At 30.7% G+C, this 24686-nt stretch carries 21 protein-coding genes; 11 read left to right on the forward strand and 10 right to left on the reverse strand.

The genetic code is table 11. The annotated features are described in order from the left end of the window. The first annotated feature begins 196 nt into the window (after positions 1-196). Positions 197-2017, forward strand: coding sequence for an alkaline phosphatase family protein (locus tag ABNT65_RS02735; RefSeq protein ID WP_348747105.1), 1821 nt, complete (start codon positions 197-199; stop codon positions 2015-2017). Between the two features lie 87 nt (positions 2018-2104). On the opposite strand, the gene ABNT65_RS02740 is transcribed toward ABNT65_RS02735, so the two are convergent. Then, positions 2105-2680 carry an XRE family transcriptional regulator gene (locus tag ABNT65_RS02740; RefSeq protein WP_348736500.1) on the reverse strand — a complete coding sequence of 192 codons (576 nt, stop codon included), beginning with the start codon at positions 2678-2680 and terminating at the stop codon, positions 2105-2107. Positions 2681-2841: 161 nt separating this feature from the next. Between ABNT65_RS02740 and ABNT65_RS02745 the strand changes: the two genes are divergently transcribed. Further along, complete coding sequence (locus ABNT65_RS02745) at positions 2842-3402, forward strand: ASCH domain-containing protein (protein WP_348747106.1); 561 nt, start codon at positions 2842-2844, stop codon at positions 3400-3402. A gap of 39 nt (positions 3403-3441) precedes the next feature. Here the strand turns inward: ABNT65_RS02745 and ABNT65_RS02750 are convergent, their stop codons facing one another. Next, a complete protein-coding gene (locus ABNT65_RS02750) occupies positions 3442-3564 on the reverse strand; it encodes a hypothetical protein (protein ID WP_348701991.1) in 123 nt (40 codons plus the stop codon). 347 nt (positions 3565-3911) lie between these two features. Then, on the reverse strand, positions 3912-4949 hold the full coding sequence (locus tag ABNT65_RS02755) for a M12 family metallopeptidase (RefSeq protein ID WP_348736504.1): 1038 nt from the start codon (positions 4947-4949) through the stop codon (positions 3912-3914). A gap of 477 nt (positions 4950-5426) precedes the next feature. On the opposite strand from ABNT65_RS02755, the gene ABNT65_RS02760 reads away from it, so the two are divergent. The 7 genes from ABNT65_RS02760 (at position 5427) to ABNT65_RS02790 (ending at position 10799) form a co-directional block, all read left to right on the forward strand. Then, on the forward strand, positions 5427-6191 hold the full coding sequence (locus ABNT65_RS02760; RefSeq protein ID WP_348747107.1) for an NYN domain-containing protein: 765 nt from the start codon (positions 5427-5429) through the stop codon (positions 6189-6191). Between the two features lie 52 nt (positions 6192-6243). Further along, a complete protein-coding gene (locus ABNT65_RS02765; protein ID WP_348747108.1) occupies positions 6244-6582 on the forward strand; it encodes a hypothetical protein in 339 nt (112 codons plus the stop codon). A gap of 318 nt (positions 6583-6900) precedes the next feature. Beyond that, on the forward strand, positions 6901-7578 hold the full coding sequence (locus ABNT65_RS02770) for a hypothetical protein (protein ID WP_348736508.1): 678 nt from the start codon (positions 6901-6903) through the stop codon (positions 7576-7578). Positions 7579-7978: 400 nt separating this feature from the next. Then, positions 7979-8278 (forward strand): hypothetical protein, encoded by a 300-nt coding sequence (locus tag ABNT65_RS02775; protein WP_348747109.1) that lies wholly within the window; start codon positions 7979-7981, stop codon positions 8276-8278. Between the two features lie 70 nt (positions 8279-8348). Continuing rightward, positions 8349-8843: a hypothetical protein gene (locus tag ABNT65_RS02780; protein WP_348747110.1), complete on the forward strand. Its 495-nt coding sequence runs from the start codon at positions 8349-8351 to the stop codon at positions 8841-8843. Positions 8844-8972: 129 nt separating this feature from the next. Further along, a complete protein-coding gene (locus ABNT65_RS02785) occupies positions 8973-9485 on the forward strand; it encodes an alpha-ketoglutarate-dependent dioxygenase AlkB (RefSeq protein ID WP_348736514.1) in 513 nt (170 codons plus the stop codon). Between the two features lie 210 nt (positions 9486-9695). After that, positions 9696-10799 (forward strand): hypothetical protein, encoded by a 1104-nt coding sequence (locus ABNT65_RS02790; RefSeq protein WP_348747111.1) that lies wholly within the window; start codon positions 9696-9698, stop codon positions 10797-10799. 261 nt (positions 10800-11060) lie between these two features. On the opposite strand, the gene ABNT65_RS02795 is transcribed toward ABNT65_RS02790, so the two are convergent. Continuing rightward, positions 11061-12839, reverse strand: coding sequence for a hypothetical protein (locus ABNT65_RS02795; protein WP_348736518.1), 1779 nt, complete (start codon positions 12837-12839; stop codon positions 11061-11063). A 30-nt stretch (positions 12840-12869) separates the two neighbouring features. Then, entirely contained in the window at positions 12870-15893 is a 3024-nt protein-coding gene (locus ABNT65_RS02800) for a tetratricopeptide repeat protein (RefSeq protein ID WP_348747112.1), read from the reverse strand. Between the two features lie 128 nt (positions 15894-16021). Here ABNT65_RS02800 and ABNT65_RS02805 point away from each other — a divergent pair, with 128 nt between their 5' ends. Next, positions 16022-16723: a cell division ATP-binding protein FtsE gene (locus ABNT65_RS02805; RefSeq protein WP_348701981.1), complete on the forward strand. Its 702-nt coding sequence runs from the start codon at positions 16022-16024 to the stop codon at positions 16721-16723. Here ABNT65_RS02805 and ABNT65_RS02810 read toward each other — a convergent pair. Continuing rightward, positions 16707-17822, reverse strand: coding sequence for a hypothetical protein (locus ABNT65_RS02810; protein ID WP_348747113.1), 1116 nt, complete (start codon positions 17820-17822; stop codon positions 16707-16709). The genes ABNT65_RS02805 and ABNT65_RS02810 overlap by 17 nt on opposite strands. A gap of 67 nt (positions 17823-17889) precedes the next feature. Between ABNT65_RS02810 and ABNT65_RS02815 the strand changes: the two genes are divergently transcribed. Continuing rightward, positions 17890-18708 carry a 2OG-Fe(II) oxygenase gene (locus ABNT65_RS02815; protein WP_348747114.1) on the forward strand — a complete coding sequence of 273 codons (819 nt, stop codon included), beginning with the start codon at positions 17890-17892 and terminating at the stop codon, positions 18706-18708. A 2-nt stretch (positions 18709-18710) separates the two neighbouring features. Here ABNT65_RS02815 and ABNT65_RS02820 read toward each other — a convergent pair whose 3' ends face one another. The 4 genes from ABNT65_RS02820 to gyrB all read right to left on the reverse strand — a co-directional run bounded on the left by ABNT65_RS02820 (position 18711) and on the right by gyrB (position 24230). Then, positions 18711-19796, reverse strand: a complete 1086-nt coding sequence (locus ABNT65_RS02820) for a glycosyltransferase (protein WP_348736524.1) — start codon at positions 19794-19796, stop codon at positions 18711-18713. Positions 19797-20029: 233 nt separating this feature from the next. Continuing rightward, entirely contained in the window at positions 20030-20956 is a 927-nt protein-coding gene (gene mdh / locus ABNT65_RS02825; RefSeq protein WP_348736526.1) for a malate dehydrogenase, read from the reverse strand. 138 nt (positions 20957-21094) lie between these two features. Then, a complete protein-coding gene (locus ABNT65_RS02830; RefSeq protein ID WP_348747115.1) occupies positions 21095-22138 on the reverse strand; it encodes a DUF6588 family protein in 1044 nt (347 codons plus the stop codon). A 154-nt stretch (positions 22139-22292) separates the two neighbouring features. Beyond that, positions 22293-24230, reverse strand: coding sequence for a DNA topoisomerase (ATP-hydrolyzing) subunit B (gene gyrB / locus ABNT65_RS02835; RefSeq protein ID WP_348701975.1), 1938 nt, complete (start codon positions 24228-24230; stop codon positions 22293-22295). Between the last annotated feature and the right edge of the window lie 456 nt (positions 24231-24686).

The following is a 24686-nucleotide window of genomic DNA, read 5'->3' on the forward strand; positions in this document are numbered from 1 at the left end:
GCTAATGTTAGCTAGGTTAAGTTTGCCTTAAACTTAACTACTTAAATAAAATTAGTTTACTATAAGTGTATTTTTGAATTATAGTTTTACTAATGTTAAAAAATAACAAAAAGAAAACTATCTCTAGAGGTAGTTTTTTTACTTTCTAAAGAAGATACTTTTAATATAAAAATTAACAAATATTAAACCCAACCAAATGAAAAAACAAACATTCATCAATCAAGTTATAATCGCATGCTTGCTAGTCTTCACAGCTTGTCAAACTACTGGCGATTTTGAAACAAAAGAAACAACACAACACAAAACATCCAAAGCAAGAATAGTAAAAAAGAAAAAAGTATTGCTATTAGGTATAGACGGTTTGCAATGGGAAAAAATTCACGGAGTCTCTACACCAAACATAGATAAGTTTAATATGGTAAAAGCTTATACCGGAGGTATTAAAGGTACTTCATCAGAGCAAAAAACCAATAGTGGACCAGGATGGACTACCATGTTAACAGGAGTATGGGCAAATAAACATAGAGTTTTAGATAACAGTAGCTCATATAAACTAAATGTAAAAAGTGTGTTCCAAATACTTAAAGAGCATAACCCCAATTTAGAAACAACAAGTGTGATTACTTGGAAAACAATACATGACTTTTTAAGAGATCAAATGAAGTATGTAGATTTTAAGCATGCAGAATATGGTGATGATAAAGCAGTAAACAATGCTTTATTTGAAATTAATAATCATAACCCAGATTTTTTATTTATAGATATTGATGAACCTGATGCAGTTGGACATGCAAGTGGTTTTGGAGGTTTATACAACGATGCTGTAAGAAGAGCAGATACAAGAGTTGGATCCATTGTAAATGCTATAGAAAAAAGAGCGAATGAAAAAAATGAAGATTGGCTTATTATTTTAAGTACAGATCATGGTAGACAAAGTAATGGATACAATCATGGAGGGCAATCAGGTACAGAAAAAACAATTTTTATTGGATTAAATAGAGCAGGAAATGAGGAGTTTACATCGGTAGATGCTTCAGTGCCTAATAAAGATTATGGTGGATTATATGGATATGTATCACATACTTCATTAGTGCCTACAATTTTAACACATTTAGAGATTCCTATAAAAAGAGAATGGGAATTATGTTCAACTTCTTTAATTGGCAATGTAGGACCAAGAAAAGTAATGATGAAAAATAAAAACACCATTTATTGGAGTGCTGGAGCTAGCGGAACAATAGAAGTTTATAGAAACAAACAATATTTAGCCAGTGTAAATGCTTCACAAGGTTCATTTGTAGATAATAATCAGCCAGATGGAGATTTAACATATACATTAGTTTTAAATGGGCAAACTGCTTCAGTTACCATAAAAAATATAAATGTGATCGCTGGTTTAGATTGGAATGACTCAATAAATAATAAAGCATATTTTTTCAGAGGAAATGGAGAGTACATGCGTTATAATAAAGCATTAGATAAAGTAGATGCAGGTTACCCAATAATGGTAACTAATGGAAATTGGCCAGGTTTAGAGGTATTTAGAAATAAAATTACAGCTTCGTTTAATTGGAACAATAGTACTTGTTTCTTTTTCTTAAATGACGGAACTTATATTAATTACAATATGAATACAGATCGTGCTAATTCAGGAGCTAGAGAAATTACCAATAGTAATTGGCCAGGGTTAGCTCTTTATAAAAATAAAATAATTGCAGCTTTCCAATGGAATAGTAAAAAAGCATACATCTTTTTAAATGATGGAACTTACGTACGCTATAACATTACTAATGATAGGGTAGATTCAGGCTATCCAAAACCAGTAAACAATAGTACTTGGCCAGGTATGGCAGGCTATGGAACAAAAATAACAGCAGCTGTTAATTGGAATTCAGTTCATTGTTATTTCTTTTTAAATGATGGAACTTATTTAAAATATAGTAAAGTGTTAGATAGGGTAGAGGTAGGTTATCCAAAACCAATAAATAACGTTACTTGGCCCGGATTTGAAAAATAAGAATACTTAGCCTGATTAAAAAATAAAAGGCTAAGTTCTTAATTAATTGTTTTATTTGAATCTCCTAGTAAAATAGGAGATTCTTTTTTAGTTAACTTCAGAATAAAAATAAAGAACAAGCATAGTACAATTTTCCTGAGTTCTATTTTCAGGAACATGAGGTAGTCTTCCATCAAAGTAAATAGAATCACCTTCGTTAACTGTAACCTCACTATCATCTATAATGTAAGTACAACTGCCTTTAAGGATGTATTTAAACTCCCAGGCATCAGTAATAACTTTCTCACGTTCAGAGTTTGGAGCAACCGTAAGCATAACGGCCTCAAAACCCATAGCATGTAAGCTTTTTCCAAAAATTTGATGATAAGTAAACCCTTTAGCTTCAACCTCTTTTTCAATTAGTTGTTGCTCTTCTTTTTTTACATGAATAAATTTAGCACCAGCTCTTTTTTCAACACCTTGAAAAAAAGTACTGGCATCAATTTCTAAAGCCGCAATTATTTCTAAAAAAACAGGTAAAGAGGGGATGGTTCTACCGTTTTCTATTCTTGAAATAAGTCCATTACTTACGCCAGCATTTTCAGCTAATACACTAATGGTTATGCCCTTAGACTTTCTGATTTCTTTTATTCTTTTTCCAATGCCTATTAAAAAATTAGTCATAACAAGAATTCTCAATAAAGTTTGCACTAAAATAGTTAAAAAGAAAGTGTTAAAACAAGTAAAACCTAATTTTTATAAGAAATATTTATGGTTAGGTATATAGCAAAAAAGCATGTTTGTAAAAGAAATTAAGTAGATTTACAACCAAAATTAAATAGATAATGAAAAAGTTATTTCTTGTATTTGGGTTGTTGTTATTTTGTTCATGTAAAAATAAAGAAACTAAACAGAATACAATGGAAGTTAAAATAGATAGGTCTGTCATTGAGTTATGGGAAGATTTTTTAGCTAATAATCCAAGCTTTAAAAATGTAACTATGCCAGATTCTTGGTTTTTTTGCGATAATGAAAAAGATGCTAATGAATGTGCTCAGTTGGTGGTTGATGGAATCAAACAAGCTACATCAACTTCATTATGGTGGTATGAAACAAATAATGAACCTTTACCAAAAAAAGGAGACATTTATATAATTACTGATTGGAACGGTAAAGGAAAAGCTATAATTCAAACTACAGTTATAGAACAGGTGCCTTACAATAAAATAACTCAAGAGTATGCCGAAATAGAAGGAGAAGGAGACAAGTCATTGGAATATTGGAAAAAAGTTCACTGGGATTATTATTCACGTGAAATGAAAATAAAAAATGAAAAACCAACAGAAGATATGCTTATAGTATGTGAGCAGTTTAAAACTATTTGGACAAATACATTAATTAAATAAAATTGCGGAGAAGTTTTAAGGATTTAAAAAAGTTGCCAACTAAACCTCTTCCACTAAAAGACGATCACAAACAGATTTACTTAAAACTACACCTGAAAAATCTTGATAAGAAACCGTATAACTAACATCAAAGGTTTTTATTTGTTGGATGGTAATTGGCATATTAAGTTGTATAGACTTCTTATTTAAAAACAACAAGCCTTAATTATATTCAGTTTATAGAAACAACAAAACAAGAAGCTGAAAAACCAAAACAGTTAATAAAAACACTCAAAGAGAAAATGTTAGAAGGTAATTTAATGTAAATTACAAATTTTATAATAGTTAAAGTTAAAATCGAAAAACAAGCTTTTTAAGCTTGTTTTTTAGTTTCAGTAATTTTTACAAAGCATATTTTGTAAATTAATTAAGAATAATTTAAACGTTCATTTTTACATAAGAACTATTAAAATAAAAAGCTGCCTTTTAGGCAGCTAATAATAGAAAACAAAACAAAATATCTTATTAATTTATTTTACGTATTGCCATTGATTGTTTACATATTCTACTTGTCTCCAAGTACCATGGTATTGATACCACCATACATTACTATATCTGTAAACACGTAACCCATGAACAGTATACCATTGACCATTTACGTAGGTAGGGTTTCCGCCTCCGCCACCAGTTCCAGAAGCAGGGTACATTTTGTTAATACCTTGAATGTCTAATCTAGACAATCCATTTCTCTGATGTTGGTAGGTATTACCATTTAATTTAGTTATGGTTGGATTACTATTTATTGTAAAGGAAAAAGCTCCATACATCATAATAGAATTAAAGTCAAAAGCAGTATTATCAGAGCCACGATAGCCTCTTTGCAAATAAGTTTCAAAGTTATAAGCTGTACCAGACTGAATATTTTGCCAATGTATAGTAACATATTGATCTCTATCTGCTCTTGCATGTTCATGGAAAAGTCCAACAGCATGTCCAATTTCATGAATTGCTGCACCTGTGGTACAACCACCAGCTAAAGAGATATATTGAATACCACCTTGCATACCTACATGAGAACTACAACCAGGACCACTATAAAAATAAACATAGTTAGGCTGATTGGTTCTTTGTATAAACTTTAGGTTGGTTTTACTTTCCCAATGTCTAATAGCATCAGTAGCTCTGTATTTGTTGGGTAAATTAGGATCAATTGAATAATAAACAGTATTATTTGGCCATCTAGAATCTGATCTACCAGCACTAAAAATTTTATGAGCAGAAGGCTTTTGTCCAGGCTCTAAAATTATACCTTCCATAGAATCGTATACTTGATTTTTAGGAAGCATAATATCTCCATTAATAATGTATTGATTATCAATAACTTCATAAGTAATAGGCATTCCTAAATAAAAGCCTTTTTTTAGCGTTCCAGATTTGTTTGGAAAAGCCAATTCAGGATCATTAATGTTGGGAGTTGTAATGTTTACGTCGTTTGTAAGTTCATTCTTTTCACAAGCTATAAAAAATAGTATACCAATAAATAAGGTACAATAGTTTAACTTTCTCATGATTGATTGTTTTAGAAGGGTTTTAAGTTTTTTCATGATGTTTGTTTTTTATGTATTTGTTTAATTTTTACATAAAAATTTTTGTTTTGTTTAATTATGGCTAATATAACGATGGTAGGGTGGTATTATTTTATCTTAATTGATATTATTTTACCTATGTAGTGTATTGTTTTTAAGAATTAAAACTATATAGTATAAGTTTTATTGGGTTTTATGTATTATTTGTTGGATTTTCGAGAGCTTAATTATTAATTTAATAAGTAAATGGAGAATCACTTGTGAATTTAGTATGAGATTTTTTTTATTATTTATGATAATTTTTTTAGTTTAAAACAATTCAAAACTTAAAAAGAAGAGTATAATATAAGTAATACACTTCATTCTAAAAGTCAATTAAGAAGAATTACCTACATTTACTACAAAACAAAACATAGAAAGACAAACAGCTTTTTTAATGTTTTTTTGAACTATAAAAAAATGACTACCAACTCAAATCTAGCCGTTTTAATAGATGGCGATAATATCCCATCTGCTTATGTAGAAGAAATGATGGAAGAAATTGCTAAATACGGAAACCCAACAATTAAAAGAATATATGGTGACTGGACAAGACCAGGGCTTACTAAGTGGAAAAATCTGTTGTTAGAAAATGCCATAACACCTATTCAGCAATATGGATATACAACAGGAAAAAATGCTACGGATTCTGCTATGATTATAGATGCTATGGATATTCTTTATAGTAAAAAAGTAAACGGCTTTTGTTTAGTGTCAAGTGATAGCGATTTTACACGTTTGGCTACTAGATTAAGAGAAGCAGGGATGCAAGTAATAGGTATTGGAGAAAAGAAAACTCCGAATCCGTTTATTGTAGCTTGTGATAAGTTTATTTATATAGAGATTTTAAAACAACAATCTGAAGAAAAAGTAGAAAGTAAAGAATCAGATAAAACGGCATACGATAAGATAACCAAGAGAGATATAAATTTAATAGCTTCAACAATAAGAGATTTATCGGATGATGATGGTTGGGCATTTTTGGGAGATGTAGGGAGTTTGTTACAGAAAAAGAGACCAAATTTTGATTCCAGAAACTACGGATTTGATAAACTAACTCCGTTGATAAAATCAATAAATAGGTTTGAAGTAGAACAACGAGAAAATCAAAAAAACAGGCATAAATTAATCTTTGTAAAGATTAAAGAGAAAAAAACAAGAGCAACAAGAGGAAGAAAATCATAGTTAAAAATTTACTCACAAGAAAAATTCAATTATAAGGCTTATCTGTAGTTAGTTGGAGCTTGCAGTCGGTTCGCTGATGCTTGCAGTCGGTTCGCTGATACTTGCAGTCAGTTCGCTGATGCTTGCAGTTGGTTCGCTGACACTTGCAGTTGGTTCGCTGATACTTGCAGTCGGTTCGCTGAAGCTTGCAGTCAGTTCGCTGACACTTGCAGTCGGTTCGCTGACACTTGCAGGTGGTTCGCTGATACTTGCAGTTGGTTCGCTGATACTTGCAGTCAGTTCGCTGATACTTGCAGTCGGTTCGCTGACACTTGCAGTCAGTCCGCTGATGCTTTCCCACGGTTCGCTGCTGTGTTTCCGTAGTTCGCTGAAGTTTTCCCACAGTCCGTAGCTGTGTTTCCGTAGTCCGCTGAAACTTTCCCATAGCTCATTGATACATTCTCATAAGGTTATTTTGTTGAAGTATCTGCTAAACGAATATTATTCGAATAATATTCGTTTATTCTAATTTTTATTTTATAAAATGTATGTTTATCATAACTGTGCTTATTGACTTAGTATTAAAGTGCTTGTAGTTAGTTGTTTGTGGGGTTAAATTGATGTTGAACTATTTTATGGTTTTTAATTAGTTAAAAAACTAGTAGATTTGTATATGTAATGGGAGTAAACACATTGTGTTTATTCCCTCGTTACCAGCAATTAGATAAAAATGGATATTAGAAACATAAATCCATATTCTTTAAGTGAAAAAGTCATTGGAAATGAGAATAAACCATTCAAATTATGGCTTGAATTTGAAATATCAACTCCTTGGGATGATATTGAAAATGATTTTGCAAACATCATAGTTGATACTTTAGATGGTAGAAGTTATGGAATAAATGTTTGGACGTATAAATTTCTTGAAACTGCGATTAGTACAGATAAAGAAAATGGAGAAAACCTAAATGGACTTTATCTAGTACCTCCAGACTTATTAGTAAAAGAATTATCCAGAAATTGTATCGAAAAAACAATCGTTGACTTATTGAAAAATGGAAATTTAGAAGACATACTAAATAACACGACTTTTGAATTGAAGTTCCTAGATCCGTACTGGGATGTAATTGAAATGGAAGAGAAAAATATTCAAGCTTTAATGAACGAACTCAAACTTGAATTACCTGATGATCATATGTTACGTTATCAAAATACTGAACTAATTGCTAGAAAGATAAATAATGATGATATCGTACTAGAACTAGAAGATGAAAGAATTGCTGTTGTCCATCTAACATGGAAATCGAAAAAGGAAACTAATGGATACCCGATAACAAGAATCTATAAAGACAAAGTGGATTTTTGGAATAACGAAATGAAACAAGATATACTTGAATTCAAAGAATAAAAAAAAGCTGGTAATAACTAAGTCTTCGGACTGGTCGTAGACCAAAGTATGAAGATAGTGTTGGCTAACCCCTTAAAGGTTTAGCGTAATTTTAGTGTTACCTATGGGTTTAACGTAGCGTTTTTTTGGGTATAAAAGGTTCATAACTCAAAGGAATGTTTTCTTTTTTAATACTTTAATAGCTGTATTTATAATGATTATCTAAATCAGAATAACATAGAAAAATTGGTCTTTATTTAGTAAAATAATTTAAATTTGGTCAACAGAAAAAAGGATTTAATCCCCATAATAAACCATAGGTAAAACAGATACCGCATAGTTCAACTACGGATTAAATCAAAATGCGCCTTTGGCTTATATGATTTAATCCTATAATGTTATATGTGCAATTAAAAACTGAATGGGATTTAAAGTAGGAAAAAATGTTCCACCAATGGAACGAGAATTAATATATTTCCTTGCTGACCTTTGTGTGAAATGGGGTTTTTGCATCCCTCCTGATGAACATGAAGAAATTTCAAAAAAGAAACACTATCAAGCGATTGAATTTGCAGAAGATGTGGTTAATGCAGAAGGCATGGAAGGCTATTTGGGATGGGTAAATCGAATAGCAGAACGTTTCAGAGAAAGGTTCGGAGCAGATGAAATTGATTCAAAGACTTTTGTGGACAGAGTAAGAGGAAATAAAGAAAATTGGTAAACAAATCATAGCCACCTACCGGTAGGCTACGCTTGTTATACTAAAGGTTGTGTGTAATTGGAATTAAATTATGGATGAATTAAGTAAATTGAAAAAAACTCAAACAGACTTTATAAGCAAATTAGGAATTGGAGCTTTCGCTTACATTGCTATCAGTGAATTTTGCGATCTAATTGAATACTTATTTAAGAACATCTTAATAATTACTGGAACAGTAGCTAAAACTATTATTTGGTTACCTGAAGTAATGAGTTTAATTCTTTTTACAATAATTGTGATTTTGGGAATAAAAAAATACAATGAACCGATTGGAATGGATACTCAAAAAATTTTGAAATCATTAATAAAGATGTTCTTTGGAATTTTAGTATTACAGTTTTTATTCACGTATTTCGGAACTGACTTTTTGCTGGAAAAATATTCAACGGAATTTGATAATTATGCAAAAGCAAATAAAGGAAGTTTAATGTTACGTGGATACCTTGCATTCCTTCCAATTTTACAATTCGTTATATTAGCGATTATACTATTTTTGAATAAAAAAATAGTTGCCAACAATTTATAACCGCAATAACGGCAGATTCGACTACGTCCGAATCCACTCGGAATTGCTAACATTAGTGCTAAACCGAAAATTAACACATATTAACCCGTAACTGATGGTTGTATAAGACCGTAAGCCACAAGTATACAAATGAAGGGAATAACATTTATAGAGAATTTCATAGATAATTCAACGGAATTGTTTGATAAATTAAAAAACAATGTTGAGTGGGATGAAAGAATGTCTGCTCGAAAAACTGCGAGTTATGGAAAAGCATATAACTATTCTCAAATAAGCTATCCTTTTCAAGAATTCACACCAGAGCTGAACGTTATAATTGAATCAATTAATAATACACTTAAATTCAAACCGAATAATTGCTTAATTAATTATTATTTGGACGGAAAATCTAAAATGGGATTTCATTCTGATCAGACCGATATATTGCAAGAAAATACAGGAGTCGGAATAGTATCAATTGGAGAAACTCGAATTTTAAGGTTCCGAAATATCAAAAATCGAGAAATAATAAAGGATTTTGAACTCCCGTCTGGTTCGTTTATTTATATGACCAACAAAGTTCAAGATGAATGGCAACACGCAATTCCAAAATCAGACACTGAAAATGGACGAATGAGTTTGACTTTTAGAAAAATGAAATAATGCACGAGCCTTGCGAGAAAAGATTAAAACATAAAGCTGATTTCAGAGAAAGAGCGACATTTTCAGTAGATTACGAAGTAATTGAAATATTTAGATTTGAAAATAAACCGAACAAAAAATATATAAAAAGGGGCTAACACTGTATAGCAAATCATAGCAGCTTACGTCAGGTTAAGCTTGTTATATTAACCGTTATACGTTATTAAAAAAATGAAAAACACCATTTTTACATATGAAGAAGCAGTAAAGAAAATTGATTCAATTGGAGGAAAACCAATTGTAATAGAAGCTCAATGGGACGGAGATACTCAAGGTTGGTTTCTATGTATGTTTGTAATTGTAAGAACAGGAATTTTCAAAAAAACAGAATCGTCACACTATTTAGGAACAATTTCTTTAGGAGGAGATATTAGATTATTTCAAGGAATTGCTCCACCATATCCAGAGGCAAAAGTGGCACAAGAAATTGGTGAAAAATTAAAAGAAAAATATGGTTTAGAGTTTTTCTTTCCCTCACCAAATAATCCAGATGATGACTGCCCAAGGTGGACAGAGAGACATAGAGCCATTAATTGTGTAGATTGCAATAAATTAATCATTCCAACTGACAGTCCATATTTGCCAAAAGAGATTTGCTATAATTGTCATTTAGAGAGAGAGAGAAATCAAAGTATAATAGATGAAGAACCATACGATGACGGAGTAAATATGTACTTATATAAAAAAGGTGAATTTCAAAGTTTAGGATATTGTTCAAACTTTGAAAGTTTCAAAATAGCTCCATTTATAAAAGAGAAAGTCGAAGTAGTTAATAATGAGTTGGGAATCAAAATTATAACAATTTCACAATCCGAAATAGAAAAATTAATTCAAGACTTGGAGATTGAAATCGACAAGCAATTTTTGGAATATGAAGAGCCTAATATTGAAAAACGAATGTTAAGATTCGTAACAACTCAAAAGGTGAAGTATAAAGAAAAAGAATTTGAATTGATGAATAGATTTAATTCTAATCATGAAAATTTGAGAGGATTAATATCCTGTTTCGATACGGCAAAAAGAGCCTTTTCAGAAAATTTTGAATACAAGATTTATTTCAAGAAAGGGATAACTCATAGAGATGATTCAATTCTTAGATTTGTCAATTATTCAGGAAAAGGCAAAACTAAACTTGACCAAATCTATGAAAGATTTAATGGAGTTATTTCAACTGAAGAAGTGGACAAAACCATAGAAAAATTAGTGAAAATAAATTGCCTTAAATTAAATAATGATGAAGCTGAAGTGACAGAAATTGGAAAAAATATTATTTAAAAAAAGAAAATGAACGAACAACAATGGGTTGAGTTATGTTGGTGAGTTACTCGGACTAATTTATGGAGTGGTGTATCAATTAAAATTAAGAAAAGTCAGCTCACAATAACTAAGTCTTCGGACAGGTAGCAGGCCAAAGTCTGAAGAAGGTGTGAATTATATCATTCTGAATTAAACAACTAACTATTAATAGCTAAAAATAAAAAAGGATACTTACAAAAATGAAGTATCCTTTTTCGTGTATTAAAAATATTTTATTGTTTAAAACATAGAATCAAATTTCCATGTTAAACCAGCCATAGCTTGAAAACCTTGAACGTTATAATTAGTATAACGTTGGTAGTTGGTATTCATAATATTTTTTAAGTTAAGAAAAACAGAAAAATCATCATGGAAATGATAACCACCATTTAAGTTAATATCAATATAACTATCTAAGTTAATCACATCAAAAGGAGCTACATCAGTACCAGCGTATTGCACACCTTTTCGTTCACCAACAAAGAAAATATTAGCGCCAGCATACCATTTATCAACTTTATAACTACCAAATAATTCCCCTTTAATTTGTGGAATATTCCATGGTTGTAATTCATTCTCTAAAGTAAACTTATTAAAGGTAACATTACCACCAACTATTAAATCTTTAATACCTTCAAAAGCAACTTCACCAAAAACAGAAATCAATTTAGTATCATCATACAATACTCTAAAAGAATTCCCATATTCATAGCCATATAAGAAGAAACCATTGTTACCAGTACCTCTATTTCCATCAGATTTAGAATAATTTAACGTATGAAGAGCATAATCTTCAATATCAGCATAACTACCTTTTACATTATAACTAAATTGTTGCCCTAATTTACCTCTTAAACCACCAAATGCACTATACTTTGTATTGGTTTGGGTAATATTTAAAGAAGGAGAAACAAAAGGGTTTTCTTCTGTAAACTTTCTAAAAGAATTATTTTCCAAGTCACCAGAAGCCCCTATGTAAATATCAACAAAATCCTTTACAATAGGATATGAAATTTCAACATCAGGATACACTAATAAGTTGGTTAAACTATTTTCTAAATCGAGTCCTAAATATGCTTTAGCACCTAATTTAACTGCCAAATCACGAACCGCAAATTTATAAGTAGGATGTAAACCTAAGTTAAAAAAGCTATATTTTATTTCAGTAGGAGCTTCGTAAGAAAAAGCAAATTTTCCTGCTAAATAATAGGTAGATAAAGTTAGAGATAAATCGTTCATATCTCTATGAATTCTATCTAAAGGAAAAATAAAATTAGCGTTTGCATCAATATTAACTTCTGAACTACTAAATGCGTCTGAGAAAAAATAAGCAGAACCATCTATAGTATTAATTAAAGAATCATCAAAAGCAACATTTCCATAGATGTTATAAAAGCCAAAAGTTTGAGAAGGATCAATACTTGAAATAACAGATTCACGAAAATCAATATTAGTAGGCAAGCCATACCAGCTATACTTATTACGTTCTAAATTTAAACCTGCTTCCCATGTATATAAACGCTCTACCTGTTTGTAGGATATATCTACATCCATATTATAAAAAGTACTACTTAACTGTGTATTTTGAACAGGATCAAGAGATAGAATAAAGTTTGCATAAACCCCCAATTCACTATCATGACTTAGATTACGTCTATAAAAACCTTCCAGAAAAGGAGCTATTTGCATACCAAAACCAGCAGAAACATAATTGTCATATAAACGTTCGCGTTTACCTAAATCTATTTTTTTCATAGCACCACTTTTAGGAATAAAAGTAGAAGCTACAGGAACAGAAATAATTTGATAATCAAGTTTTTTCTTTTCAGTATCCTTAGAATGCGTTATTGTAGGTTTTTGTTTTATTTTAAACGCATCAGTAATTTTAGGAACATACGAGGTAACAACTTTTACTACCTCGGTTTTTATAATAGTATCTTTAGCTTTGTTTGTTGTTTCTTCTTGTGCATTTACAAATGATATTGTAAATAAAACAAGTAACCATACGTGCTTTCTCATGTAATTCAAATGTTTAGCTTTTAACAAAATTTAGTTTTGTTTAGTTACTGATTCGTTGGTTTTAGCTTCTTTGTTTTTTATAGAAGTAAGCTCATTTTTAGCCTCCTCAATAACATCTTTAAATTGAGGGAAGTTTTTAATAATACTTTCTAAAATATAAGTGGCTTGATAAGCATCTTTTAAAGCATAATAATTCTTAGCCATAATAACATAACTCTTAACTCCCCAATATTTATAGTTAGAGTAGTTAGCAATTAAATCTTGAATAGCTTTATTAGAATCTTCATACGCCTTTTGATCATTTAAGAAAAAGGCATTATAGTACAAACACTCAGCTTTTAGCTTACCAGTAGCTTTTTTATTAACCTCGTTAAAGTATTCTTCCGCTGTAATAAAGTCATTTGTTTCAAAAGCAGCTCTAGCAATAATTATTTGAGCATCTTCAGCTACTTTAGTATCTAATTTGCCATAACCCAATACTTTTTCGGCATAGGTAATAGCGTTATCATATTGTTTACCTTTATAAAAGCCTTTCATTAAATTACTTTGAGCAAAAATGATATTTTGAGGGTAATTCGCCTCTTTTTCTAACTGTTGTAATACAGTCATACCATTTTTCCAATCATCATTGTCTAAATAAATTTGAGCAAGTTTAACCAGAGACTCCTCAGTAAATTCACTCTTAGCTTGTTTAGTAACATATGCATAATGCGGAGCAGCTTCCTGTTTTTGATTCAATTTATGTAAAGACTGTGCTAAATAAAAATGAGCTTTTAAAGCATTTACACCATTTGGAAAACGCTGTAAATAGTTACGGAAACCAGCCGTGGCTTTTTCAGGATTATTCTCTAAAAATTTATTTTCAGCAGCTTGATATGTAGCGTTGTCTAGTTCTGCATCAGATACGTTTACAAACTTTACATTTTTAACCCAATCAGCATAAACATCTACCTTTCCTATATCAATATATACATTTTTAACATTGGTAACGGCTTGTTTAGCTTCATTCGAGTTAGGAAATTTAGCAACTACTTCCTTATACTTTTGCAAAGCTTTAGTACTGTTGTTATTGTTATAATATAATAACCCTTGACGTAATAACACACTTGGAATATAGCTACTTGTAGGGTGTTTGGTAACCAAAGTATTGTATGTGTTTTGCGCCTTTTGTACTTTATTTTTACTACTATAGGTATTTGCTAATTGAAAAAGAGCATCGTCTTTTAATTGTGAGTCAACATAATCGGTAGCCAAGGTTTGTAAGCTACTTATTTTAGCATCACTTTTACCTAAAAGACCATAACTCATAGCTGTTTGGTATTGTGAATAATCAGCACCAGTTCCGCCTTCATCAATTACTTTTTTATAGGCATCAATGGCTTGGTTGTACTGTTTAGTAGCGTAAAAAGAATCTCCCAATCTATTCGAAGCATCATCATTTAAATCTGTATTTTCACTATTTTTAGCTAAAAACTTTTTGAAATGGTTTGAAGCATCTGTGTATTTTTTCAGTTTAAAATAGGTGTAACCGATGTTATAATCTAATTGATTAATATTTTGAACAGTATCTTCTTTTACTAATAAAAATTGTGTTAAAGCATTTTTATAGTTTCCTAATAAATAGTTAGTTTCAGCTAACCAATAATTTGCTTGATTGGTAGTAGATGGATTTTCAGCTTTAGTAGCATTATTAAAAAAAGGTTTAGCCTCTTTTACTTTTTGTTCATTAAATAACTGAATACCTCTGTATAAAGAAACTTCATTCGCTAATTTTTGATTTTCAGGATTCTTCTTATCACTATTTAAGTAGGCAAGTGCACCTACATAATCTTGTTGATGTAAATAGGAAGTAATTAATAATTGATTGATCTCAGCACTAGCAGAAGAGTATGGATATTTTGCTAAGAACTCTTTTAACACTTCAGGAACACTCTTATAAGGGTTTCCTTGTTCATAACTTAATTTAGCATAGTTTAACCAAGCTCCTTCTTTAATTTTAGGATCAAAGTCCATTTCACTAGCATTTTTAAAAGCATTTAATGCTTCTACTTTTTTGTCAAGTTCTAAATAACATTCACCCAAATGGTAATAGGCATTCTGAGCAACTTTGTTAGTTCCGCCAATAATTTTATTAAAGTTATTAATAGCAGTTTCGTAATCCTTTTGTTTATAAAAAGCATAGCCTAAATAGTAATAATCAGTATTTGTCCATTTACCATTTTTACCTTTGTAAGCTTTTAAATAAGGAATGGCTTTTTCATATTGTTTTAAGTTGAAATAACTTTCTCCTATAATTTTAGAAATTTGAGAAACTTCCTTTTTATCTTTAGAGGTCTCTAGTAATTTCTCTCCAATTTGTACAGACTTATCAAACCTTCCAGCTTTAAAACTAATATCTAAAATATAATAATTGGCTTTTGCTTGATAAGTAGCATCATTAGCTAACTGACTTAAGTTATCTTCAGCTTCCCCAAAGTTTTCTTGTTTATAGGCAACATACCCGTAGTAATAACGAGCATCTGTTCCATAAATAGGATTTCCTAATAAAGTTTTAAATCTAGCCTTAGCATCTTTTAAATAATTAGAAACTAATAAAGCATAGCCCATTTTATAATTTAATTCATCTTTTGCTGGTTGATTTAACAACTTTTCATTTACCTTTTGATACCATCTTAAAGCATGTGAAGCTTTTCTGTTAGCAAAATAGTAGTTCCCTACATTTAAATAAGCGTTATCCTTCTTGTTATTGTGCGGATAATTTTTAACAAAATTTAAAACCTTATAATTAGCATCATCTTGATTTAGCTTTATAGCACACATAGCATCATAGTAATCAGCATCCGCTTTTAAAGTCTTATGAGAAGCAGATTCCTTAGAAGCTTTAATAAAAAGCTTTTGTGCTGCTGCATAAGCTTTACTATTATAAAGTTCCATAGCTTTGTAGTAATCAGCACTCTCCGCAGTGTTGAAAGCCGTTTTTTGCGAAAAAATAGTGGTAGTAAAAGTGATTATTAATAAAAAGAAATAGCGTTTTTTGATACAATTAATCCTCATATTTTTAAGTTATCTAAAACTATAACGTAAGTTTTTGTTATTTGTTGGCAAGAATAAATATTCAAAAGTAAGAAATGTTGCAGAATTAAATAATAAAATTTTAGTTTTGTAAAAAACAAATTTAGTTTATGAGCGTACCTGTTTTACAATTAGAAAATGCAGATATCTACCAAAGAGATAATTTGGTATTGTCTAAAGTTAATTTTACTCTAAATAAAGGAGATTTTTATTATTTAATAGGAAAGACAGGGAGTGGAAAAAGTAGCTTACTAAAAACGCTATATGGAGACTTACGTTTACAACGTGGATTAGGGAGTATTGTAGGTTTTGATTTAAAAAAAATGAAAGAAAAAGACATTCCTTTTTTAAGAAGAAAATTAGGAATCGTTTTTCAGGACTTTAAGTTGCTAAATGATAGAAATGTATTTGAAAATCTGGAGTTTGTTTTAAAAGCTACTGGATGGAAGAATAAACAAGATATGAAGGATAAAATTCATCAAGTTCTTGATAAAGTAGGAATGAAAGAAAAATACTACAAAAAAACATTTGAACTTTCAGGAGGAGAGCAGCAACGTGTTGCCATTGCAAGAGCTTTATTGAATGATCCTGAATTAATTTTAGCCGATGAGCCAACTGGAAACTTAGATCCTAAAACTTCACTAGAGGTAATGGAGCTTCTAAATGAAATTCATAAAAGTGGAAAAACTATTTTTATGGCAACGCATGACTATCAATTAATTGTTAAGTTTAAGCAAAATACAGTAAAGTGTGAAGGTGGAGAATTGTTTGAAGTGGTACAACAACAGCAACCAACTACTCCTGAAAAATAGTTTGGATTATTTTTTTGGCAGATTCTTTAGGGCTTAAACTCGTTAAGGTTTTATGTCTATTTTCTATTTCATCAACGGTAAACTCTTTGGTTAGTAACAGAGCAGTTTGCTGTAAAATTTGCTCTTTGGTATTTGCTAATTTACATAAGTTTTCCAAACCAGTATCTTCAATCATAGGGGTATTTGCAATAACAAATCGCCCTTTGTATAAAGAATTAAGCAGTTTTAGTTTAATACCCGTTTTTTGAAAAGTAATTAACGTGTTAATATGTGCTTGTTTAAAAAGTATATTCAAGTCTTTTTGAGTAGGGATGTTTTTAAACGAGATATTAGCATATTTTTTAATTTTATTTAAAATAGAACTTTCCCTATTACTACTAGCAATAATCAATTTAAAAGGACTTTCTTTATATACATCTATTAAAAAGTGAGCGGCTTTTATATTATCAGAAACTCGTAAATCACCATGGTATAATACAAACTCTTTATTTCTAGGAAGCATATTATTAGTTGTAGCTTCATGAAATGCTGGAATGTAAATTGATTTATTACCATAAACTTGGTGAAAATAGTCTTGTTCATGCGGAGCAATACTAAAAATCCCCAAAGCTTTGTGTAAATGCTTTTCAAATAATTTTAATTTATAGCCTTCTACATAGAAAAAACACTTTTTAAACATATTTTTTTCACTTTTAGCCAAGCTATAAAAGTAAGTATGTTCAATATTATGAGTTCTTACATAGGTTTTATTATTGGTAACAAAAGGAAGTGACTCACAGCAGTGAAGCCCTTCGTAAATAATAGGGAAGGGGTTTTCTGAAAGTCTTTGTAAAAGTGTAGCACTTGTTCTACTTTTTATCCTATAAGGAAGCTTTGAAAAGAGCGCAGAAAGTGGATTATTTCTTTTATAATAAAACACTTGAGAACAATATTTTGTTACTTCAATATCTGATTGCTTATTTTTTGTAGCAAAAACATGTAGTTGAATATCAACACCTAAATCTGATAGTGCTTTTATTTTATAAAACACATCAATGACACCACCATATTTAGGAGGATATGGGTTGTCAAAAGAAATTATATGAAGGTTTTTGCTCATGGATATAACAAAAATAGATTTTAAAAGTTAAAATGAATATATTTAACCACAATTAATACGCATTATTTTGCAACGAACGGAAATAGCCGATTTAATTTACGATAAATTAAAGGAGAACCAAGAATTATTAACTAGTCAGTTTGCAGCATCTAAAGATACAATTGGGTATTTTTTTATTGATGACTTATTACCAGTTGAATTGGTTCAGGTAGTATATGCAGTTTTTCCAAAAATAGGAGAGAAGCACGTTGTAGAAAGAAAGGATATTAGAGAGTTTAAGCATATTGCGTACCAAATGAATAAGTATAATACTTTGTTAGAAGAACTTATTTATGCTTTTCAAGATAAAAAGGTAGTGAAAATAGTCGGTGAAATATGCGGAAAGTTAGATATGTTACCTGATGAATTTTTATATGCTGGAGGTTTGTCTTTAATGGGGAAAGAGAATTATTTACATCCACATTTAGATAATTCACATGATAAGGATAGAAATAGATGGAGAGCTGTTAATTTGTTGTATTACGTAACACCAGAATGGGAAATAAATAATGGTGGAAATTTAGAGTTATGGCCCAATGGAATAAGTAAAGATCCATTAACCATAATTAGCAAGTTTAATAGACTAGTTGTAATGGCTACACATCAAAATTCATGGCATTCAGTAAGCAAGGTTAAAGGAGAAGCTGTTCGTTGTTGTGTATCTAACTATTACTTTAGTGACACACCAGTATTACCAACAGATACTTTTCATGTGACTACGTTTAGAGTTGGTTCTAAAAATCGTAAGTTAGATTTGGTTTTAAAATCAGATAATTTATTAAGAAAAACGGTACGGAAAATCTTTAAAAAAGGGATTAGAGAAAACCCTCATCAATATAAAAAATAGTGCTATTTCAAGTTGTTAAGTATATTTTTTAAAACAATTTCTTCATTTTCCCAAATAAGCTCATTTTTTGCTTTCTTCAAGTTGTTTGAATAGTTTTCATTTGTGATAGATTCAATTTGTTTTGCTATTGATTCAGGAGTTCTATCTATGACAACTTGTCCAATAGTATAGGAGGAAACTATATTTCGCATTTCAGGAAGATCCGATGTAATAACAGGGATTTCAGCTTGAATATAATCAAAAAGCTTATTAGGTAATGAATAGCGGTAGCTTAGGCCCAAATCTTCTTCTAGGCTCATACCTAAATCAGCTAAAGGAGTTATTTTTTTTAGGTCTTTAGGTGAGAGTCTACCCAAAAAGAAAACGCTATTATTTAAGTTCTTTTCATTAACTAATGTTTTAATTTCATTTATAACATCACCAACACCAGCAATCACAAAAATAAAACCTTTTAAATAGTGCATGGAATTTACCATTAACTCAATGCCTCTGCCTAGATTTACAGCACCTTGATAAATAATTATTTTTTTATTTTGTGTATCAAAAGGAAATACACCTTTTTGTACTTCCTTTTTTACAGGAACATTTCTCAGTACTTTAAAATCTGTCTCATATTTATCATTATAAAAATCAGCAATACTTTGACTTACCGTTAAGCAATTCTTTAATTTAGGTAAAATAATGCTTTCAAGCTTTTCCCACACTTTTTTTACGAAGGGTCTTTGAATCAATTCTGGAATTTCGGGGAATAACTCATGACTATCATATATAAGTTGTTTTCTTTGGAGTTTACTTATTATAAAGTTAGGAAGTAAAGTGTCTAAGTCATTGGAAAAAAGAAGGTCTTTTTTAGTGAAAAGTAAAAATAATAATAAACGGATATTATATTCAGCATAGAATAAAAACCCATTATTAAACAGAAGGTTAAATCGTTTTGTTTTGTATTTTCTATTCAGAAGCTTACTTGTTGGTAATTTTCTACCAATAAGAAGAATTTCATATCCTAAATTATGTAAAGTATTACAAACTTTAGCTACACGTTGGTCAGTAGTAATATCGTTAGTTACTGAAACTATAATTTTTTTCAAGGAAAAAACATTTAAGGGATGAAAGATAAAAAACAAAACCCACTTCAAAAAAGAAGTGGGAAAATTGCTATGAAAAACTATGAAAAAGAAACATAAGATATGTTTCTCTAATATTAAGACGTGCAATTCTCCATTTTCTTACATTGGCATAAGAGTTTTAACACTTTTTAAGAAATAACCCGAATAATATAAGATTATTCGGGTTAGAAAATATGCTTTTAAGATCTGAAAAATTAGAAAGATAACGCTTCGTTATTTTTCTTTACAGCATCAGCAGAAGCTGATAAATGCTCTTTTTCAGCATCGCTTAAGTTAATTTCAACGATTTTTTCAATACCGTTTTTACCTAATACAACAGGAACACCAATACATAAACCAGATAAACCATATTCACCATCTAATAAAGCAGAACAAGGGAAAATCTTTTTAGTATCGCAAGCAATTGCTTGAACCATTCCTGATACAGCAGCACCAGGAGCATACCAAGCAGAAGTACCTAATAAACCAGTTAATGTTGCTCCACCAACTTTAGTATCTTGCTTAACTTGTTCTAATCTTTCTTCAGATAAAAATTCTGATACAGGAACAGAGTTTCTAGTAGCTAAACGAGTTAAAGGAACCATTCCTTTGTCAGAGTGTCCACCAATAACCATTCCGTCAACGTCAGAAATAGGAGCTTCTAAAGCTTCAGCTAAACGATATTTGAAACGAGCAGAATCTAATGCTCCACCCATACCAATAATTCTATTTTTTGGTAAACCAGTAGCCTTATGGACTAGATAAGTCATTGTATCCATTGGATTAGATACTACAATAATAATAGTATTAGGAGAATGCTCAATTAAACTAGCAGCAACAGATTTTACAATTCCTGCATTAATACCTAATAATTCATCACGAGACATTCCTGGCTTACGAGCAATTCCAGAAGTAATTACACAGATGTCAGAACCAGCAGTTTTGCTATAATCTCCTGTAGTTCCTGTAATTTTAGTATCAAAGTTATTTAAAGAAGCAGTTTGCATTAAGTCCATTGCTTTACCTTCAGCAAAACCTTCTTTAATATCTACTAAAACAACTTCAGAAGCGAAATCTTTAATAGCAATGTACTCAGCACAACTTGCGCCTACAGCACCTGCTCCTACAACCGTTACTTTCATTTTTATATATTTTTTTATTGAAAATTATTAATAAGATGCACAAAAATAGCGATTTGAATATGGATAAAAAAGGAAAACCTTCTTGAAATTTCAAGAAGGTTTTCTAGTGTTTTATATAATGTATTTAATACTAATTTTTTATCTGAAACTAAAAGCAATACCAGCATTAAGAGTGTTGTATTCTTGTAATGTGTAACTACCAAATAGTTTAAAGAAACCTAAGCTTAACCTAGTTCCAATAGTAGTATTAAAACTACCAGTTTTGTTTTTAATTGATAGCGGATTGGTAATAGTTTCTTGAATTGAAGGAGCAGCTGGAATGCTCGATTGATAAGAAAGTGTATAACTTCCAACCATTCCTAATGATGTACTTCCTCCGTTATATCCAATACCTCCATATATATTAATGATAGGGAAATTTAAAGAGGCTATTGCTTGTATAGAGTATGCGTTTAAATCAAATTCAGCAGCAGCATTTTGAGTACTAACACTTACAGTATTTCTATTTTCTATTAAATAATCGGCACTCATATTAGTATAAGAAGCTAATAAAGATACATGCAAAGGTGTTTTGTCCATTGGCCCAAACCAGTCTGTAATTTCTTTTTTCAACCCTATACCAAAAAGGCCAGCTTTTACATCATCAAATTTTAGTTTTGGTACATAACGAAGCATAGCTTCAAGCTTAAAAGGAAGCCCTAAGCCAACTTGAATTACTGGAGCAGCAACAGCATTGGCAGGAAGATCTTCTTTTACACCTTTAGGAAGCGCAAAATCGGCTTCACCAATTTCATTTCCTTGATTGTCACGAAGTGTGAATTTTACTTCTGCGGGAGTTATAGATTGGCTACCAGCTACAGTTGGAGAAGTAGCAACAGCATTAGTAATATTAGAGTTACTAGATAGGTTCAGTGCAGCTAAATTAAAAATTTCATCTTTTTCAGGTATAAAGGAAACATTAGCACCTATAGTGATATCAAAACCAAGTTTTTTATGAACCTTAGCAGTATGATACCAGCCTCCGTTTATACTGTAAATTAACCCTTTCATAGCTGGGTTTAAATAGGCTTCAGTAAGCTTTTCAGCATCCCCTTTTGCTAAGATAATATTTTCTAATTCTTGAGCTTTTGAACTAATTGTTATAAAAAAAACGGAAAAAATAAACGTTATAGCTTTTTTCATTTCGAGTAAAGGTTTAGTTATACTCAAAGCTAACAAAAACTTTTTAGGTTTAAAAGAATCTAAAAGATATTTAATCTAATATTTTAATGATTATCAATAAAAAAGGAGCTATAAATCAAATTATAACTCCTTTTTACTTTTTTATAGTATGTTTTTATGCATCAATATTTGCATATTTAGCATTTTTTTCAATAAACTCTCTACGGGGTGGAACATCATCTCCCATAAGCATAGAAAATACTCTATCAGCTTCAGTTAGGTTATCAATAGTTACTTGTCTAAGTGTTCTAAATTCAGGATTCATTGTTGTATCCCATAACTGTTCAGCATTCATCTCTCCAAGACCTTTATAGCGTTGGATAGAGGCACCGCCACCCATTTTTTGAACAATTAAATCACGCTGGTTATCATCCCAAGCATATTCTCTTTTCTGACCTTTTTTAACAAGGTATAATGGAGGAGTCGCAATATAAATATAACCTTGCTCAACCATCTCACGCATGTAACGGAAAAAGAAAGTTAAAATAAGCGTAGCAATATGAGAACCATCTACATCGGCATCACACATGATAACTACTTTGTGATAACGTAACTTAGATAAATTAAGGGCTCTAGGGTCTTCTTCAGTACCAATGCTAATACCTAAAGCGGTGAACATGTTTTTGATTTCTTCATTTTCAAAAACTTTATGTTGCATTGCTTTTTCAACATTTAAAATTTTTCCTCGTAATGGTAAAATAGCCTGAAAATTACGATCACGTCCTTGTTTAGCAGTACCACCTGCCGAATCTCCCTCAACTAAGAATATTTCACATTCAGCAGGATCAGTTTCGGAACAATCTGATAATTTACCAGGTAAACCTCCGATACTCATCACAGTTTTTCGCTGAACCATTTCACGAGCTTTACGAGCTGCATGACGAGCTTGCGCTGCTAAAATTACTTTCTGAACAATGGTTTTGGCATCATTAGGGTTTTCTTCTAAATAATCCGTTAGCATTTCAGCTACAGCTTGAGAAACTGCAGAGGTAACTTCACGGTTACCAAGTTTAGTTTTTGTTTGCCCTTCAAATTGAGGTTCAGCTACTTTAACAGAAACAATAGCAGTTAACCCTTCACGGAAGTCGTCTCCAGAAATTTCAAATTTTACATTTTTAAGTAAGCCAGATTCATCTGCATACTTTTTTAAGGTATGAGTTAAACCACGACGGAAACCAGATAAATGGGTACCTCCTTCGTGAGTATTAATATTGTTTACGTATGAGTGTAGGTTTTCAGAGTAAGAAGTATTATAAACCATAGCAACTTCAACTGGAATCCCGTTTTTCTCACCTTCCATAGCTATAACACCAGCTGTTAATTGCTCACGAGTACTATCTAAATACTTTACAAATTCCGATAACCCTTCAGTACTATGAAAGGTTTCAGAAATAAAGTTACCTTCATCATCCTTTTCTCTTTTATCTGTTAAAGTAACGGTAATACCTTTATTAAGGTAAGCTAATTCACGCATACGAGTAGCAAGCGTATCGTAATTATATTCAGTTGTTTGTTGGAAGATAGATTTGTCTGGAACAAAAGTTACTTCTGTCCCTGTTTTATCAGTTCCTCCAATAGTTTTAACAGGGTACAATGTTTTACCTCTTTCGTACTCTTGTTGCCAAATTTTTCCATCACGATGCACTGTAGCCTTTAAGTGATCTGAAAGAGCATTTACACAAGATACACCAACACCGTGTAGACCACCTGATACTTTGTAGGAATCTTTATCAAATTTTCCACCAGCTCCAATTTTGGTCATTACTACTTCTAAAGCAGAAACACCTTCTTTTTTGTGTAAGCCAACAGGAATACCTCGTCCATTATCTCTAACAGTTATCGAGTTATCTTCATTAATGTCAACAGAAATTTCATCACAGTGCCCGGCTAAAGCTTCATCAATAGAGTTATCTACTACCTCATATACTAAGTGGTGTAAACCTCTAACACCTACATCACCAATATACATGGACGGACGCATACGTACATGCTCCATTCCTTCCAAAGCCTGAATACTATCGGCGGAATAATTATGCTTTTTTTCTTCGCTCATATATCTATTGCGTTAATTAAAATTTTAGTTATTAAAAAAATCATCAAAAGTTCAAAAAATGATATACAAAGAACTATATGAAAATGATGATTACCCCCAAAAAAATAATCGCAATAAGCGATTATGATTTCTACAAATTTACATTTTTTTAATGTTAAAATAAAGTTTTTTAGAGGTTTTTGTTGTAAAAGTAAATAAAAAAGGTTTTGGGTAAAAGTGTCTCAAAATGCTTAAAAAGTACCTTATAGTGAGTTTTGTTCTTTTTTATAAAAGTATTTAATAGTGTGTTTTGTGAAAAGGCTTTAAAAAGGTTAAAATTAACTTTGGTAAATTCATAAAATTAATGAAAAACGTCATGTTATAATTTATAAATGGTAAAAAAATAATTTTATTATCGTTATTATTGAATTGTTTGTCTTTTTTGTGTTTTAGTGTTTATTTTTAAGTTAAGTTTTG

Source organism: Tenacibaculum sp. 190524A02b, assembly GCF_964036645.1.
Classification (GTDB): domain Bacteria; phylum Bacteroidota; class Bacteroidia; order Flavobacteriales; family Flavobacteriaceae; genus Polaribacter; species Polaribacter vairaonense.